The 14,943-nt window shown below is 55.9% G+C and carries 16 protein-coding genes; 11 read left to right on the top strand and 5 right to left on the bottom strand.

Annotated elements, in window-relative coordinates:
* Nucleotides 1-8: 8 nt before the first annotated feature.
* Complete coding sequence (locus BXY66_RS11070) at nt 9-743, bottom strand: cobalt-precorrin-6A reductase (RefSeq protein ID WP_132860159.1); 735 nt, start codon at nt 741-743, stop codon at nt 9-11.
* Here BXY66_RS11070 and cbiE point away from each other — a divergent pair.
* The 7 genes from cbiE (at nt 742) to BXY66_RS11105 (ending at nt 7,302) form a co-directional block, all read left to right on the top strand.
* On the top strand, nt 742-1,938 hold the full coding sequence (gene cbiE / locus BXY66_RS11075) for a precorrin-6y C5,15-methyltransferase (decarboxylating) subunit CbiE (protein ID WP_207911305.1): 1,197 nt from the start codon (nt 742-744) through the stop codon (nt 1,936-1,938). The genes BXY66_RS11070 and cbiE overlap by 2 nt on opposite strands.
* Nucleotides 1,935-2,300 carry a cobalamin biosynthesis protein gene (locus BXY66_RS11080; protein ID WP_132860161.1) on the top strand — a complete coding sequence of 122 codons (366 nt, stop codon included), beginning with the start codon at nt 1,935-1,937 and terminating at the stop codon, nt 2,298-2,300. The genes cbiE and BXY66_RS11080 overlap by 4 nt, the downstream gene beginning before the upstream one ends.
* On the top strand, nt 2,297-3,091 hold the full coding sequence (gene cobM / locus BXY66_RS11085; RefSeq protein ID WP_132860162.1) for a precorrin-4 C(11)-methyltransferase: 795 nt from the start codon (nt 2,297-2,299) through the stop codon (nt 3,089-3,091). The genes BXY66_RS11080 and cobM overlap by 4 nt, the downstream gene beginning before the upstream one ends.
* Complete coding sequence (locus BXY66_RS11090; RefSeq protein ID WP_132860163.1) at nt 3,092-4,414, top strand: cobyrinic acid a,c-diamide synthase CobB; 1,323 nt, start codon at nt 3,092-3,094, stop codon at nt 4,412-4,414.
* Nucleotides 4,411-5,133, top strand: a complete 723-nt coding sequence (cobA, locus tag BXY66_RS11095) for a uroporphyrinogen-III C-methyltransferase (RefSeq protein ID WP_132860164.1) — start codon at nt 4,411-4,413, stop codon at nt 5,131-5,133. The genes BXY66_RS11090 and cobA overlap by 4 nt, the downstream gene beginning before the upstream one ends.
* Nucleotides 5,130-5,888: a precorrin-6A synthase (deacetylating) gene (cobF, locus tag BXY66_RS11100; RefSeq protein WP_132860165.1), complete on the top strand. Its 759-nt coding sequence runs from the start codon at nt 5,130-5,132 to the stop codon at nt 5,886-5,888. Before cobA ends, cobF begins: the two co-directional genes overlap by 4 nt.
* 334 nt (nt 5,889-6,222) lie before the next feature.
* Nucleotides 6,223-7,302, top strand: coding sequence for a response regulator (locus tag BXY66_RS11105; protein ID WP_132860166.1), 1,080 nt, complete (start codon nt 6,223-6,225; stop codon nt 7,300-7,302).
* A gap of 50 nt (nt 7,303-7,352) precedes the next feature.
* Here BXY66_RS11105 and BXY66_RS11110 read toward each other — a convergent pair whose 3' ends face one another.
* On the bottom strand, nt 7,353-7,940 hold the full coding sequence (locus tag BXY66_RS11110; protein ID WP_132860167.1) for an acyl-homoserine-lactone synthase: 588 nt from the start codon (nt 7,938-7,940) through the stop codon (nt 7,353-7,355).
* Between the two features lie 551 nt (nt 7,941-8,491).
* Here BXY66_RS11110 and BXY66_RS11115 point away from each other — a divergent pair.
* From BXY66_RS11115 to BXY66_RS11125, 3 genes are all read left to right on the top strand, one after another.
* Nucleotides 8,492-8,875 (top strand): hypothetical protein, encoded by a 384-nt coding sequence (locus BXY66_RS11115; protein WP_132860168.1) that lies wholly within the window; start codon nt 8,492-8,494, stop codon nt 8,873-8,875.
* 111 nt (nt 8,876-8,986) lie between these two features.
* A complete protein-coding gene (locus tag BXY66_RS11120) occupies nt 8,987-10,423 on the top strand; it encodes a sensor histidine kinase (RefSeq protein ID WP_132860169.1) in 1,437 nt (478 codons plus the stop codon).
* 20 nt (nt 10,424-10,443) lie between these two features.
* Nucleotides 10,444-10,782 (top strand): Hpt domain-containing protein, encoded by a 339-nt coding sequence (locus tag BXY66_RS11125; protein WP_165929152.1) that lies wholly within the window; start codon nt 10,444-10,446, stop codon nt 10,780-10,782.
* Here BXY66_RS11125 and BXY66_RS11130 read toward each other — a convergent pair.
* Complete coding sequence (locus BXY66_RS11130; protein WP_132860171.1) at nt 10,779-11,162, bottom strand: response regulator; 384 nt, start codon at nt 11,160-11,162, stop codon at nt 10,779-10,781. The genes BXY66_RS11125 and BXY66_RS11130 overlap by 4 nt on opposite strands.
* A 201-nt stretch (nt 11,163-11,363) precedes the next feature.
* Between BXY66_RS11130 and BXY66_RS11135 the strand changes: the two genes are divergently transcribed.
* Nucleotides 11,364-12,128, top strand: coding sequence for an enoyl-CoA hydratase/isomerase family protein (locus BXY66_RS11135; RefSeq protein WP_132860172.1), 765 nt, complete (start codon nt 11,364-11,366; stop codon nt 12,126-12,128).
* Between the two features lie 41 nt (nt 12,129-12,169).
* Here the strand turns inward: BXY66_RS11135 and BXY66_RS11140 are convergent, their stop codons facing one another.
* Together BXY66_RS11140 and BXY66_RS11145 are read right to left on the bottom strand one after the other, a co-directional pair.
* Nucleotides 12,170-14,410: a xanthine dehydrogenase family protein molybdopterin-binding subunit gene (locus BXY66_RS11140; RefSeq protein ID WP_132860173.1), complete on the bottom strand. Its 2,241-nt coding sequence runs from the start codon at nt 14,408-14,410 to the stop codon at nt 12,170-12,172.
* Between the two features lie 2 nt (nt 14,411-14,412).
* Nucleotides 14,413-14,871 carry a (2Fe-2S)-binding protein gene (locus tag BXY66_RS11145; RefSeq protein WP_132860174.1) on the bottom strand — a complete coding sequence of 153 codons (459 nt, stop codon included), beginning with the start codon at nt 14,869-14,871 and terminating at the stop codon, nt 14,413-14,415.
* Between the last annotated feature and the right edge of the window lie 72 nt (nt 14,872-14,943).

Below are 14,943 nucleotides of genomic sequence, written 5' to 3' on the forward strand. Positions count from 1 at the left end.
GCTATCGTTTAGTTCGTGACCCAATCCAGAACCGCTTCAACCGTCGAAACCTCGCGGCGAGGTGGCAATTCAGCCCTATCGATCATGATCACGGGCAGTCCCAGCTTTCTGGCCGCAACAAGCTTGGCCTCGGCGCCGATTCCACCGCTGTTTTTGCAAACAACAACGTCCACGCAAAGTTCTTTCATCATTGCGAGGTCACCGGCCAAGGTAAACGGCCCTCGGCTTACAACGATAGTATGATGTGGCAGCGGCGGAGGCGCCTCTGGCTCGTCGACAAGCCGCAGAATGTAGTGATGTTGGGCCTGATCGGCAAAGGCAGGTACGTTTTGTTTGCCAAGCGCGAGCAAAACCCGTCTGGCCTCTCCCTGCAAAGCATCGACCGCGCCGCCAATGTCCGGGACGTGCGTCCAAAGATCTTTTTTCCTGGCTTTCCACGCTGGGCGCGACAAAGCGATCAACTGCACTCCCGCACTTTGACATGCATGAAACGCGTTCCAACTCATTTGAGTAGCAAAGGGATGCGTGGCATCGACAACATGCGTGATATTGTGGGCGCGCAGGTATCCAACAAGGCCATCGATCCCTCCGAACCCGCCAATCCGCGTTGGCAAAGGCTGGGCCTTGGGAGTTGCAACGCGGCCAGCATAGGAAAACACGGCGTCCACTCCACTCTGGGCCACAAACGAGGCCAACTGGCTCGCCTCGGTGGTTCCGCCAAGGATAAGGAGTTTGGTTGTCATGTCTGCTGATCCGTGGCTGACTATCGTCGGTTTAAACGAAGATGGACCGGATGGCCTCGCGCCTGCAAGTCGCAAAGCGCTCGCCGACGCGGAGGTGGTTATGGGTGCGTCCCGTCATCTCACTTTGCTGTCTGACCTTTCTGCCGAGACCATAGAATGGCCTGTCCCGTTCGCTAACGGAATTCCTCTGCTGCTGGACCTCAGAGGGCGCAAGGCCGTAGTCCTTGCCTCTGGCGATCCATTTTGGCACGGCGCGGGTGCAATTATTGCGCAGCATTTGTCCCCATCCGAATGGCGGACGCTGCCGGCTCCTTCGACGATGTCTCTTGCGGCGGCAGCCTTGGGATGGCCACTAGAAAGCACCTTGACCATGGGGTTGCACGCGGCACCATTTTCCGATCTGCGCCCCCATTTGAGCGAAGGCCAGCGCGCTATCATCACCGTTCGCGACGGTGGTGCCGTTTCCAATCTCGCCAATTGGCTTTCCTCGGTGGGCTTTGGCCGAAGCACACTGCACATTCTCGAAGCGCTAGGTGGCCCGCGCGAACGCATCCGGCAAACCCGCGCCGATGAGTCCCAACCTGTGGACATCCAGCATCCGGTTTCGGTCGCGCTGGAATTCTTTGGCGGATCGACAATACCGCTGGCAAACGGACGCCCCGACCATCTCTTTGAGAACGACGGGCAGATTACAAAACGCCCGGTGCGCGCGCTGAGTTTGTCAGCGTTGGCGCCACAAACCGGCGAGCACCTCTGGGACATCGGTGGCGGCTCCGGTTCGATTGCGATCGAATGGCTGCTGGCGCATCCATCCTGCCAAGCCACAATCATCGAAAACGACAAAACACGCGCAGCGCGCATTGCACAAAATGCGGCAAATCTTGGCGCAGCTCGTCTGAACGTCGTTGTTGGGGCAGCTCCCGACGCCTTATCCGATCTCCCGTTACCCGACGCCGTCTTTGTGGGTGGGGGTATTTCAGACGAAATGCTGACCTACTTGTGGGAGAACTTGCCCGAGGGCACACGCGTCGTTGCCAATGCCGTGACACTCGAGGCAGAAGTGCTACTTGCCACGTGGCATGAACAAAAGGGCGGTGACCTCTTGCGCGTCGAGTTAGCTCATGCCAACCCCTTAGGCCGCAAACGCGGCTGGAAATCCAGTTATCCCATTGTCCAATGGAGTGTCACAAAATGATCGTTGCAGGGTTCGGATTTCGTGCCGCCGCCACCACGGAAAGTTTGCGAGATGCGCTTGCTATCACCGGCGAAGTTGATGTCGCGGCGTTGGCAACTGCTAGCGACAAAGCCCAATCGACAGCGATTCAAAAGTTGGCGGCCGAACTCTCTGTTCCTGTTATCGAAATTCCGGCAGAAATTATGGCTTCCGTTAAAACAACAACGCAATCGGCGAAAGTAATAGAGAAGCGCGGCACAGGCTCTGTGGCAGAGGCATGCGCGTTGATCGCGGCAGGTACAGGTGCCGAGTTGAAGAAAGAGCGTGTTGTATCTGGCGATCGCCTTGCCACGTGCGCCATTGCATACGGAGCTCTCAAATGACCGTCCACTTTATCGGTGCCGGCCCAGGTGCTGCCGACCTGCTGACCTTGCGTGGTCGTGACCTGATCGCAGCTTGCCCGGTTTGTCTCTATGCCGGCTCTCTAGTGCCCGACGAAATCCTGTCCCACTGCCCAGAAAACGCTCGCATTATCAACACCGCTCCACTGGATCTTGATGCGATTGTCGCCGAGTGCAAGACGGCTCACGAAGCCGGGCAAGACGTTGCCCGCCTTCATTCGGGGGACCTGTCTGTTTGGTCGGCAATGGGAGAGCAACTTCGACGCCTTAGGGTGGAAGGAATTCCCGTGTCCGTTACGCCCGGCGTTCCCAGCTTTGCAGCCGCCGCTGCGGCCCTACAAACCGAACTGACATTACCCGGACTTGCGCAATCGGTGGTTCTGACCCGCACCCCTGGCCGCGCTTCGACCATGCCGCAAGGCGAGACTCTTGCCAATTTTGCGGCGACGGGCGCAACACTCGCAATCCATCTTTCGATTGGAAACCTTGATCAGGTTATCGGCGATCTGACACCGGCCTACGGCAAAGACTGCCCTGTGGCAGTGGTTTACCGAGCGAGTTGGCCTGACCAACAGATCATTCGAACATCACTCGGCTCTCTCAAGGCCGATGTTACCGAAAACATCACACGCACAGCTCTAATACTTGTTGGTCCAGCTCTCGCGGGCGAAGGGTTCGATGACAGCTGCCTCTACGCAACCGAATACGATCGCCGATACCGACCGCAAAGCGCCGAAAGCCCTTGGTCAAGCTGGCAACACGGAGATGATTAAGTGACCCCTCCTCCCGGCATACTCATTTCTGCACCGTCTTCCGGTACCGGCAAAACCACCGTGATGCTCGGCCTGCTCAGAGCTCTGTCCGAAGACGGCCTCAAGGTTCAGCCCTTCAAGTCCGGCCCTGACTACATCGATCCCGCGTTCCATCACGCGGCCGCGCGGCGAGCCGCTTATAATCTTGACACATGGGCGATGCCACCGGACCTCGCCGGCGGTATTGCGGTACAGTCCGAGGGTGCGGAAATCGTTGTGGCAGAGGGGTCTATGGGCCTGTTTGACGGCGTGGCAACAAGAGGAGAGAACGGATTTGGCAGCTCTGCGGAGACTGCATTGATGATGGGCTGGCCAGTTGTTCTGGTAATCGACGTAGGTGGTCAGGCTCAATCTGCAGCCGCAACAGCGCTCGGCTTTAAATCTTACAATCCTGATCTTCCATTTGCGGGTGTCATTCTCAACCGGTGCGCCTCACCGCGTCACGAACGCCTGGCGCGCTTGGGGATGGATCAGGCCGGCATCAATGTCCTTGGCGTACTTCCGAGACGAGGCGACCTGACGCTACCCGAACGCCACCTCGGCCTCATACAGGCCGTGGAACACCCCGACTTGGAAGAAGCAATCAAAGGCTACGCGGATTTTTTGCGGAAGCATGTTGACCTGCAGGCGATCAAATCTGCAGCCAAGGCAGGTGCGCCCAAAACCGGATCTTTGCCGAAACCGCCAGCGCAAAGAATTGCGCTCGCACGCGACGCTGCCTTCAGTTTCACCTATCCTCACCTATTGACAGGGTGGCGCAATGCTGGGGCCGAAGTGCTACCTTTTTCGCCTCTCGCGGACGAGCCCCCTGCTCCGGATGCAGATCTGGTCTGGCTTCCCGGTGGATATCCTGAACTGCACGCGGGAACGCTTGCAGGGAATACAAACTATCTCTCTGGGTTGCGCCAGCATGCTGCTAGCAAACCTGTTCATGGCGAGTGTGGCGGGTACATGGCGCTCGGCAAAACGTTGATCGACAAGGACGGCCATGCGCACGAAATGGCCGGACTTCTTGGCCTTGTGACGTCTTATGAAAAACGAAAATTCCACTTGGGCTACCGGCAGGCCACCCTATTGGCACCCATGTTGGGCTTCGAGGCGGGCTCACGTTTGCGCGGCCACGAATTTCACTACACGACCATTCTGGAAGAACCAGACGCGCCTTTGGCGCAGGTAGGGGACGCAGACGGAAATGCGGTGCCTGAAACCGGATCGATTAAGGGCAATGTGACGGGCACGTTCTTTCACCTCATTGCTGAAGCTTCAAAAGGACAAGACAAATGACCGGCTTTGTCAGCTTCGTGGGCTCCGGCCCCGGCGACCCTGAGCTCCTGACGCTAAAGGCCGTTGACCGATTGCAAAAAGCCGAGGCTGTCCTCTTTGACGACCTTTCTGCGGGTGCAATCCTTGAGCACGCTAACAAAAATGCGGATCTCGTCGGCGTCGGAAAACGCGCGGGGCGGCCGTCACCCAAGCAACATCACGTTAGTCAGCTGTTAGTGGACTACGCCAAAGAGGGCGCCCATGTTGTACGCCTCAAATCTGGCGACAGTGGCATTTTCGGACGCCTTGAAGAAGAAATAACCGCTCTGCAGGAAGCCGGCATCGATTTTGAAATCATACCAGGCGTAACATCGGCCAGCGCTGCGGCCGCTGCCGCCCGTATCCCCCTCACCCGGCGTTTGGTGGCGCGACGTGTGCAATTCGTAACAGGTCACGATGTTGCCGGAGCACTCCCGGGCGACCTTCACCTTCAATCGTTAACGGACCCCGGCGCAACCACCGTTCTTTTTATGCCAAAACGCACGTTCCCTGAACTCGCCGAAAAACTTTTTGCAGCTGGATTGCGCCGCGATTGTCCTGCACTACTCGCGGAAAATGTGAGCCACCCAAATCAAACCCTGAAACGCACAACGATGGAAAACTTGGCCAGCCAGCTGGCGGACGACATTTCCTCGGCTCCGGGAATTATTTTGTTCGGCGAATTGGCAGAGAGCCCATGATTACTCTGTCACTCGTCGGCATCGGATCTGGAAATCCGGATCACTTGACCCGCGAAGCCATTCGCATTTTGGAAAGCGCCGAAGTGATCCTTCTGCCGCGCAAAGGTGCGGAAAAAAGCGATCTTGCGGACCTGCGGCTCATGATTGCCGAGAACATCCTGAATGGCTCGCCAAAGATCGTAGAATTTGACTATCCGGTGCGGGACGCCAACACACCGAAATATCTCGATGGTGTAAACACCTGGCACGACGCACTGGCAGCCATTTGGCAAAAGCTCATCTCCAGCCATGTCTCCAAGGAGGGTAGTGTGGCTCTGATGGTGTGGGGCGACCCGTCGCTTTATGACAGCACGCTGCGGATAGCTGACCGATTGATCGCCCGCGGGATGGCTCTGAACGTAAACGTAGTACCAGGCATTACTTCGCTGCAGATGCTAACCGCGGCACATACCATCCCACTCAATACACTCGGCGCACCGGTTCTCATAACAACCGGCCGGAAACTCCGAGAAGACGGTTGGCCCGAGGGCGTAGATACTGTTGCTGTGATGCTGGATGGAGAATGTTCCTTTCAACACCTAGACCCTTCGGGTGTTTCAATCTGGTGGGGCGCTTATGTGGGCATGCCGCAACAGGTCTTAATAGAGGGGCTTTTGTCCGAGGTCGGCGAGGACATTGTCAGCACAAGAGCTATGGCGCGGGCCGAATCTGGTTGGATCATGGACATCTATGTGCTGCGTAAGTCAGCAAATTAAGCTGTTGATCCTATCAGCCTCCTGCCGAAATTGAGGCGATCGACCAGGCTGCCAATAGTTCGACAACCATCGGGTCAGCAGGAAATATTTGCAAAAATGCCACACACTTTCGCCCTCATCTAAGCCTTATCGTCGCAATTTGACGCCATTTCGCGTCACTTTCCGAAGGTTTTTTGACAAATGTTCAAAAAAACCAATTGGTCCAGCTTTCGCCCATTTCTCGACGCAATCCCCCTGCACTTTTTGTACGAAGGCTGACTCACTTGCGTCAGCACCTGCGTATGAAACGGTTTGGGTAAGACTTGGAAATTTTGGACCCAAGAAGGGGCTAAGAATGAAGATTTTGGCCGTCGACGACGACGAGAACATCTGCGCACTGCTCACCGAAGCAGTGACAGCCAAAACCAACCACGAGCTGGTTACGGTGCCGTCAGGCCCAGAAGCCATTCGCGCGATCGCGCGACAGTCAACACCGTTTGACTGCTTCCTGCTCGATATTCAGATGCCGGTCATGGACGGCATCACGCTGGCGGAAAAAATCCGCAAAACAAAAGGTTACGCTCGCACACCAATCATCATGCTCACAGCGATGTCGCAGAAGCGCTACATCGACGGAGCATTTGCGGCCGGCGCGACGGACTACATCACAAAGCCGTTTGATTTCCTCGAATTGTTCAGCCGTATCAGCGTCGCGGACAAGCTTGTCGGAGAACAACAGCGGGTGAGTGCCAGCGCCTCCGAAATGACCGCGCTCAAGCGGGATCTCATCCAGAATACATCCCACAGCCTGAACGAACCGGTTGAAGTCATCGGCGTCACGCAGGTCGTTGGCTATGTCGCTTTTGAAAACTACATCATGCAGCTGTCACGGTCCAAGTTGCTGCGCAGCTCCGTTTTTGCCGTGAAGATTGCCGGAGTTGAAAAAATCTTCAACAAGTCCGACCCGATCGCGTTTCGCCAAATGCTGACGGAGATCTCCAGCGAGATCGTCTCCGTCTTGGCAGACAACGGCGCGATGGCCGCCTATCGAGGAAACGGCGTATTCCTGTGCCTGTTGCCCCGCAATAATGGGTTCTCTCACCAGAAGTACGAACTCGACCTGAACACACGGCTCGAGTACTGCCCAGCCCTGCGCGAAATCGAGACACCCACCAAAGTGTGCGTTGGCGAAGCCTTTAGCCTTCGCTCTTTGACGCGCGCTGGGGCGCTCTTCAGCCTACAAAAAGCGTCTGCAAGCGCAGAAACCCGTGCAAAGAGCCAAAAGGAAGTGCTGGCACTCTTGCGCAAATCGGTACGCATGGCGCCGCGCACTGGCTTTCAAACGGAAATGGAGCGAAGAGCGTACGAGGTTTTGCTGCAGGACGCACTTCGGGAAGATAAATCGAGTGAAGGTCCTGCAACGGCCTACGGATAAAACCAAAAACCGGCCCCAAGGCCGGTTTTTTGTTTCGAGCTCATGCGATTTTAGTGGCGGAAAGAATTGAGATCCATGCTGGCGACCTGAACGCGAGCACCGTCAATGGTCATGACTGGACCAGCCGGCACAGCGACGAGTCCCAGTCGCCCGATCCAGCGGGACCAAACTGCCGGTACCAGTCCCAGTACCTGCTTCGCCTCAAGCGCTCGCGCCGTTTCGATCAACTGCATCATCAGTTGCGCCTGAACTCTGGTCCGCTGTTCCGCAGGTACGAGGTGGGAGACAAATACGCGGCTTGACTCCCAAACATCAGGATCAACAGGAGCTTCGAAATCCAACAAATCTGACGGAATTGACTCCAACATGCCTTTCTGCGCGTCGCGGATCATATACGTGTACATGCCGCACTTCGCCGTGGTGGGCGTCAGACGGATTCCGGCGAGAATCTTGTCATCCTCATGCACGGCAATCCAACGACTGGCCGGGGTGTCGTATTGGTCATATTCCATGCCCTCTGCTTCGGGCAGGTCCCAGTTATTCTGCACGATGAAAGACTGCTTTCGCGCCTTCAGAAGGTTGACCATCAGTTCGCCATGCTGATGCATGTTCTCAAACGATAGTGTGGTCGCAAGCATTGCGCCTCGTCTCCGGTCTTAGTCGCATATAAGAGAAACTCACAAACACCGGACCGCGTTTGAACACTTGGGGACCCGGAACGCGTTAACAAACCAAAACACTACGCACCGCACAACGAGCAATCCAAGCATTGCAAACCCCATCCCCTACGGTGCACACGCCTGCGTCACGTCTCGCCCTCAAAGGGTGACCGCGATCACAAATTAAACCAACGCGTTCTGCGTCCGAAGCGGTGCAAGTGCTCGGCCTCTCGCCTCAATTGAGACATAATTTTCCGAACTTTCCAATAAAAAAATCACTAACTTTCAGTCATGTGCGGGTATTTGCTCATGCTTCGGTTGAAAATTGCGCATTGGACTCAAGTCATTGCCCATATTTTACTGACGCCTCGCAGGCCTTTGATTAAAAAAGAATTTTTTGTAACGGAAAGGCTTTTTTGATTTTTCGCAATTATTTCCAGAGACGAACACGAATTCGCCGTTTTGTGAATGCAGCTATGTAACGTAGCGGCAGCTGACCGCGAGATGTAACGCAGGCAGAGAGATTGACGATGCAGCCCTACTTTATGAACTTCCACGTCAAAGGCGAAGTTGCCGGAACGCTGCTGTTGAACGCCACAGAACCCAAGCTTCTGGTGGATCTCTCTCCCGAATGTGCGACCCGGGAAAAGGCTCCTGGCTTCAAATACCCGAACCGCGTCAGCTTCACGATCTGTAATCCGGATCTGATAAAGCGCTTTCAAAAAACCGTAGCTTTGGGAGATGTCATCGAAGCTCATGGTGCCTTTGTGCAGTCGGGCTATGTGCCCCACGGCAATCGCCATGTCGACACGACCTTCGAAATGCGCAGTTTCCAGCAGCGATCGGCCAAAATGCCGGAACTGTCGCACGGCGGTCAGGTGTTTCAGATGCGAACCGCTGGTCTGCCCAACTGATTGGCAACCGGCCAAATCTTGGCCCAGTCAGTCCATTCTGCGGCCACATTTCCCCGTTAACCAATCATTAGGCAGGATTCCCAGTCGGGATCCAAATCGTGGGAAAACGCAATGTTGCAAGGCATCATAAAGACTCCGAACTGGATTCAAACGGTCGCATTTCGATGGCGCCGCCGTTTGCGCACGCTCTTCCCGTCCCAAAAGATTACCGTCGAAGAAGCCCGTCGCCTCAAGAAGCAAATGCATGATTTTGCCAGCGGCGGCCTTGCACTGTTCTGGCAACGTCAAGGCATCTACGCGGGCGCAGCCATTTTGTGTGGCTTCTACTATTCCATCCCGATTGCAGTCCTTTGCTACTTCCTCTGCCAGGTCACCGACCTGTTCGACAGCTTCATTTCGCTGCGCGTTATCAACCGCAAAGACCATTCTTTCCGTCACAGTATCGCGCTGCTGAAGTGGTTGTTCTTTTCCAACACGTTGTCGACGTTTGCAGTAGCAACATTCACCTATCTTATCGCCAAACTCGAAGGCCCGACCGAGCACTTTGCATCGCTCTTCTTTTTGTTTGCCGCTGGCCTTTTTGCAGCTGTGAATAACCACCAGCTGCCTCAAGTTCTGGCTGTTCGTCTCGTCATCTACGGCATGTTGTTTATCTATATCCCGGGTGCCGACATCTGGACGGAACACACATCGTATCAATCAACTGCGTGGCTGCACTTCGCGACTTCGCTGTTCGTTCTCTACTTCGTATTGGAATGTTCCGTCATCTTCCTGAGACTCTATCAAAAGGGTCTGGACCAACTCGACGAGTTGCGTGCCGAGCGAGACCGCGCTCAAGAGAGCTACGAGGTGAAGTCGCAGTTTGTATCCGTGGTGAGCCATGAATTGCGTACGCCACTGACATCCATCAATGGCTCGCTCACGCTGTTGCGCGACACCGATCTGTCAAAGAACCCGGACAGCGCCGCCCGTATGCTCGACATCGCGCACAAAAACAGCCAACGCCTGTCGAAGTTGATCAACGACCTTCTCGATATCCAAAAGATGGAAGCGCATAAGATGACCTACATCTTTGCTTCAATTGATTTGGGCGAACTGATCGAGGAGGCCGCGCAATCCGTCACGCCCTATGCAGATCAGTTTGAAACCGTTATCCGCGTCAGTCGCCCCAAGCACCCGATCACCATACGGGCTGATCACGAGCGTATGATGCAGGTTCTGGACAATCTATTGTCCAATGCCGTGAAGTTCTCTTATGCGGGGTCGTACATTGAACTCACTGCCGGCCTCTACGGCGACCGCCCAATGCTCGAAGTCCGTGACTATGGCATCGGTATCCCCGAAGACGCACATGAAAAAGTGTTCGAAAAATTTCAGCAGGTGGACAACTCCGACCGACGCGACTTTGACGGTACGGGACTTGGGCTATCAATTGTGCGCCAAATCGTAGACGACCACGACGCCGACATCGACTTTGAAAGCACGCCTGGCGAAGGCACCCGTTTCTACATCGTTTTCCCCCCCGCGCCGGATGTATCCGACGACTAATAATCAAGAGACCGACGACAGTGTTTCCTCAAGAACATCAAGACAAATTTGCAAAACTTCGCGCGCATTTCCTTGCTACGCTTCCCGAGAGAGAGGCGGAAATCGAGGACATGGTGTCCACGCTGATGGAAAAAGGGCCAAGCAAGAAGGTCTATGAAAACCTCTTCATTGCCACCCATAAACTGGCAGGCATTTCCGCGACTTATGGCATGGCGGCCCTTGGCAGCCGCGCGGAAGAGGCCGAAGTGTTGGTCGACGAAGCGCGCAAACAACGTCCTGACGAGAAACGTTTTTATGAAATTCTGTCCGCGACCGATATGCTTACCGAAGAGCTGCGACGCGTGGCTGGACTTGATTAACCGGTCGCGTTAGCCGCCATTGCCCGCAGCTGATCCGGAAGCGCCACCGGATCAAACGGCTTCTGAATCGCCCCCACAGCCAGCGTCTTGATGTCGTCCTGATGTTCAGTCGCGACATTCTTTGACGTCATGAACACCGCCGGAGCATCAACGGCCGTTTGCGCACGAATAGCTTGAAGTGTTTCAACACCGGTCATGCCCGGCATCATCATGTCCAGCAAAATCAGATCCGGCGCAAAGTCCTCGACTTTTGCCAGCGCGTCCGCGCCGTCTGCACATTGCAAGACCTCGAGACCACCAAGCTCCGCAAGTGCCAAATAGGCTATCTCACGAATGTCCGGGTCGTCTTCCACGTGCAGAATTTTACGGATTTCCGTCATTTAGTGTGTCCAGTGTTTCCATCCCGCCAAAACTTTATCCTTCCGCTCGGGTATTTGAAAGACAACCGCCGAACGCGTGTCACAACCTGTGACCATTCTGCGGCTGATGTTCTTGTCAGGTAACGTCGCGTTCAGCCACGTGGCGCCTCTTTGCCTCGCGCGCCACCCGACTTAGTCTCCTGCCAACGAGGAGGACACTCAATGACCGAAAACGCGATCCTGCAGGAAAGGCAAGGTAACGCCCTTATTCTTACGCTGAACGATCCAAAGCGGCTCAACCCGATTGGCGCCGCCACCCGCTCAGCGCTCAGCAACGCGCTCGAAGAAGCCGAAGCTGACCCCAGTTTGCGCGCAATCATTATCACTGGTGCCGGCGGAAACTTTTCGTCAGGTGGCGACATTTCCACTATGGACGCACCTCAGCGTCTGAAACGCATCAACTTTGAGCGCGTCAAGCACCTGGCTAACCAGATTACAGGGGCGTCCGTGCCAGTAATCGGCGCTGTCGAAGGTTGGGCGGCAGGCGCTGGAATGGCGCTGGCGATGCTGTGCGATACCGTTATTGCGGGAAAATCTGCACGGTTCATGTCGGCTTTCCCGAAAATCGGCCTGATGCCGGATTACGGCCTTCTCGGATCCTTACCAGCCCGCGTTGGGCAATCCCGCGCCCGTCAGATCATGCTTTATGCAAAACCTGTCGGGGCCGAGGACGGTCATAATTATGGAATGGTCGATAATCTCTGCGAGGATGGCGAAGCTGTGGCCGAGGCGCTGAAACTCGCCCAACACATCGAAACGCTCGCGCCCGGCGCCTTGAGAGCGATAAAGGCATTTGACTCAGGCCGTTTGGACCGTGCGATCGATTACGAACGCGATGTACAGCCGGGGCTGCTTGACAGTGAGAACGCCCAAGAAGGCCGTGCGGCGTTCTTTGAGAAGCGCCCAGCAAATTTCAAAGCCGACTGAAACAAGCCCCCGCAACCGGTCGATTGCGAGGGCTTTTTTGATTATACGAAGTCGATGTGGTTGTAGAGCGGCAGCTCACGAATTCGCTGCCCCGTTGCAGCAAATATCGCATTCGCCAGCGCCGGCGCCGCCGGAGGAACAGGCGGCTCGCCGATCCCGCGCACCTTGTCGCTGCTTTCCAGACCTTTGACAAAAATCTCAGGGCACTGGTGCATCCGCATGCCTTCAGCATCCCAATAGTTGGCTTGTTCGGCCATACCATCGGAGTACGTAATCTCACTGTTCATCGCATGACCGAGGGCAAAGACGACCCCGCCCTGCACAAGGTTTTCAAAGTTCACTGGGTCGATCACAGTCCCAACGTCTGCAGCCACCCAGACCTTATCGATGCGAATTCCATCTTCGGTGTTTGTGACCTCGATCACCTCGGCGGTCGGCACGCCAAAGCTCTCAACAAAAGCAATACCGCGCCCTTTATTCGCACCAATCGGGCTACCCCAGTTTGACATTTCGCCCACGGCTTCCAGCACCTTCCGGCTGACATCATGCTCCATCAGACGGATGCGCTCCTCCAGCGGGTCTGCGCCAGCTTCATGGATGAGTTCGTCCAGGAGACTGTCAAAGAAGAAGCCGCCCGCGGATGCCCCGACAGAACGCCAGCTCGACGTTGGAGCCAGTTCCGGAACTCGATAAGCCCGCATCCGGAAGTTTTCCATCGCATAGGGATTGTTCCACGCGCCCGCGGAAATCTGCGTATCCGGCCCTGGTACAGAAATTCCCGCGCGCCCCATCTGCGAATTGATCACCGAAGGCATTGCAACCGAAAGGTCCATGGCAACGACTTTGCCGTCTTTGACCGCGCCGGAGCCTTTCGCCATTCCGATATGTCTCGGGAAGTCATGGGCGAAGTCTTCTTCGCGGGAATAGGTCATCTTGACCGGCGTCCCACGCATCTGGTTCGCGACCTCGGCCGCAACTTTGACGTGCTCAAACTCCAGTCGGTGTCCGAAACTGCCCCCCATGTATTGATTGATGAACTCCACCTGATCAGGCTTGTGGCCTGTGATCTTGCCCACCTGCTGTTGCAACATCCGCGGGATCTGGTGACCTGTCCAAACCGTCACCTTGTCGTCCTCAACGAGTACGGTGGCGTTCAACGGCTCCAGCGGAGCATGGGCAACATACGGCACACGGTATTCGGCTTCGACAGATTTGCCCGCCGCCATAGCCTGATCCACGTCGCCATCAGCCCGCCATTCCTTGTCCAACCGCTCTTCAGTAAACGACGCGGCAACTTCTGCCCAATGGTCGTCCTGCTCAGAGGGATATGGCGCAGGGCCCCAGTCAAAATCTATGGCTTCCGCAGCCTTGATCGCGCGCCATGTATTGTCGGCAACCACTGCGACCCCACCAGTGACGTCCAATATTTTCTGAACACCACGCATATCTTGTGCCGCCGAAGCATCATAGCCGTTTAGCGCGCCCCCTTGACGCGGGTTGCAAACCACCGCCGCGTGAACGGCGCCTTCGACCTCTACATCGATGCCATAGTCCATTGTGCCAGTCGATTTTGCAACAATATCAAGACGTTGCATCGGCTTGCCGATCAGACGCCATTCGCTCGGTTCGCGCAGTTTGATCTCGGTGACAGGCTCGAGTTTCGCCGCTTCGCCGGCCAGCGCGGTGTAGGCCAGCTCCGTTCCGTCAGGCAAAATGACCATGCCATTGGCAGTTCTGAGATCACGTACAGGCACGCCACTGACATTGGACGCCGCCAGCTTAAGAGTTTCGCGCGCTACCGCTCCGGCCTCGCGCAATTTGACAAAACTATCCGGTATCGAACTTGATCCACCGGTGCCCTGCAATCCGATCAACTTCATCATGCCGCCCATGACGGACCGCGTGGTTTCAGCGGAGAAGCTTTTGTCCGTAGACATAAACGGCACGCCATCTTCTGCCATCGCACGGTTCCAGTACGCCTTGTCTGGCTTGCCGAAAGTCGTTTCGAACTGCCCGAACTCAACGTCCAACTCTTCTGCGATCAACGCAGCTTGGGCATGCATGATGCCCTGGCCTTTATCGCCATGCGGTCCGACCAGTGTAATCTTGTCAGATTCGATCACGACCCAAGGATTGAATGTGGCGGCCCCATCGGCAAGGCCGTCTTTCAGTGGGTTTTCATAAGGCGTTCGTACCTTGTAAACACCGAATGCAACGCCCCCCGCGACAGCAGCGGCACCGATCAGGAAAGTACGACGGGCGATTTTTCCAACTTTGCCCATAATCATGCCTCCTGAAGTTTGGCAGCGGCAGTTTTCACCGCAGCGCGAATACGGGGATAGGTCCCACAGCGGCAAAGGTTACCTCTCATGGCGTCGTCGATGTCTTCATCTGTCGGATTAGGGGTATCGGTCAGCAAAGATGCCGCCTGCATGATCTGGCCAGACTGGCAATACCCACACTGCGCGACTTGATGCTCAACCCAGGCTTCCTGAACGGCGTGCATCGCATCAGGCGTACCCAACCCGTTGATCGTTGTAACCTCTCCGTCCACGTCAGAAACCGCTGTCTGGCAGGACCGCACCGCCACGCCATCAATGTGAACCGTGCAAGCGCCGCACGCAGCGACACCGCACCCGTACTTCACACCCTTGATGTTGAGTTCGTCCCTCAAAACCCACAGAAGCGGCATGTCATCTTCGACATCCACTTCGTGCCGTTTCCCGTCCACGACCAGTTGCATTTGCTGCCTCCCGAAAACCTGTGTCCTGTTGCGTTACGAACAAGGTAATCGGGATGCTCAAAAAAACCACTC

It is taken from the genome of Shimia isoporae, assembly GCF_004346865.1.
GTDB classification, from domain to species: Bacteria; Pseudomonadota; Alphaproteobacteria; order Rhodobacterales; family Rhodobacteraceae; genus Shimia; species Shimia isoporae.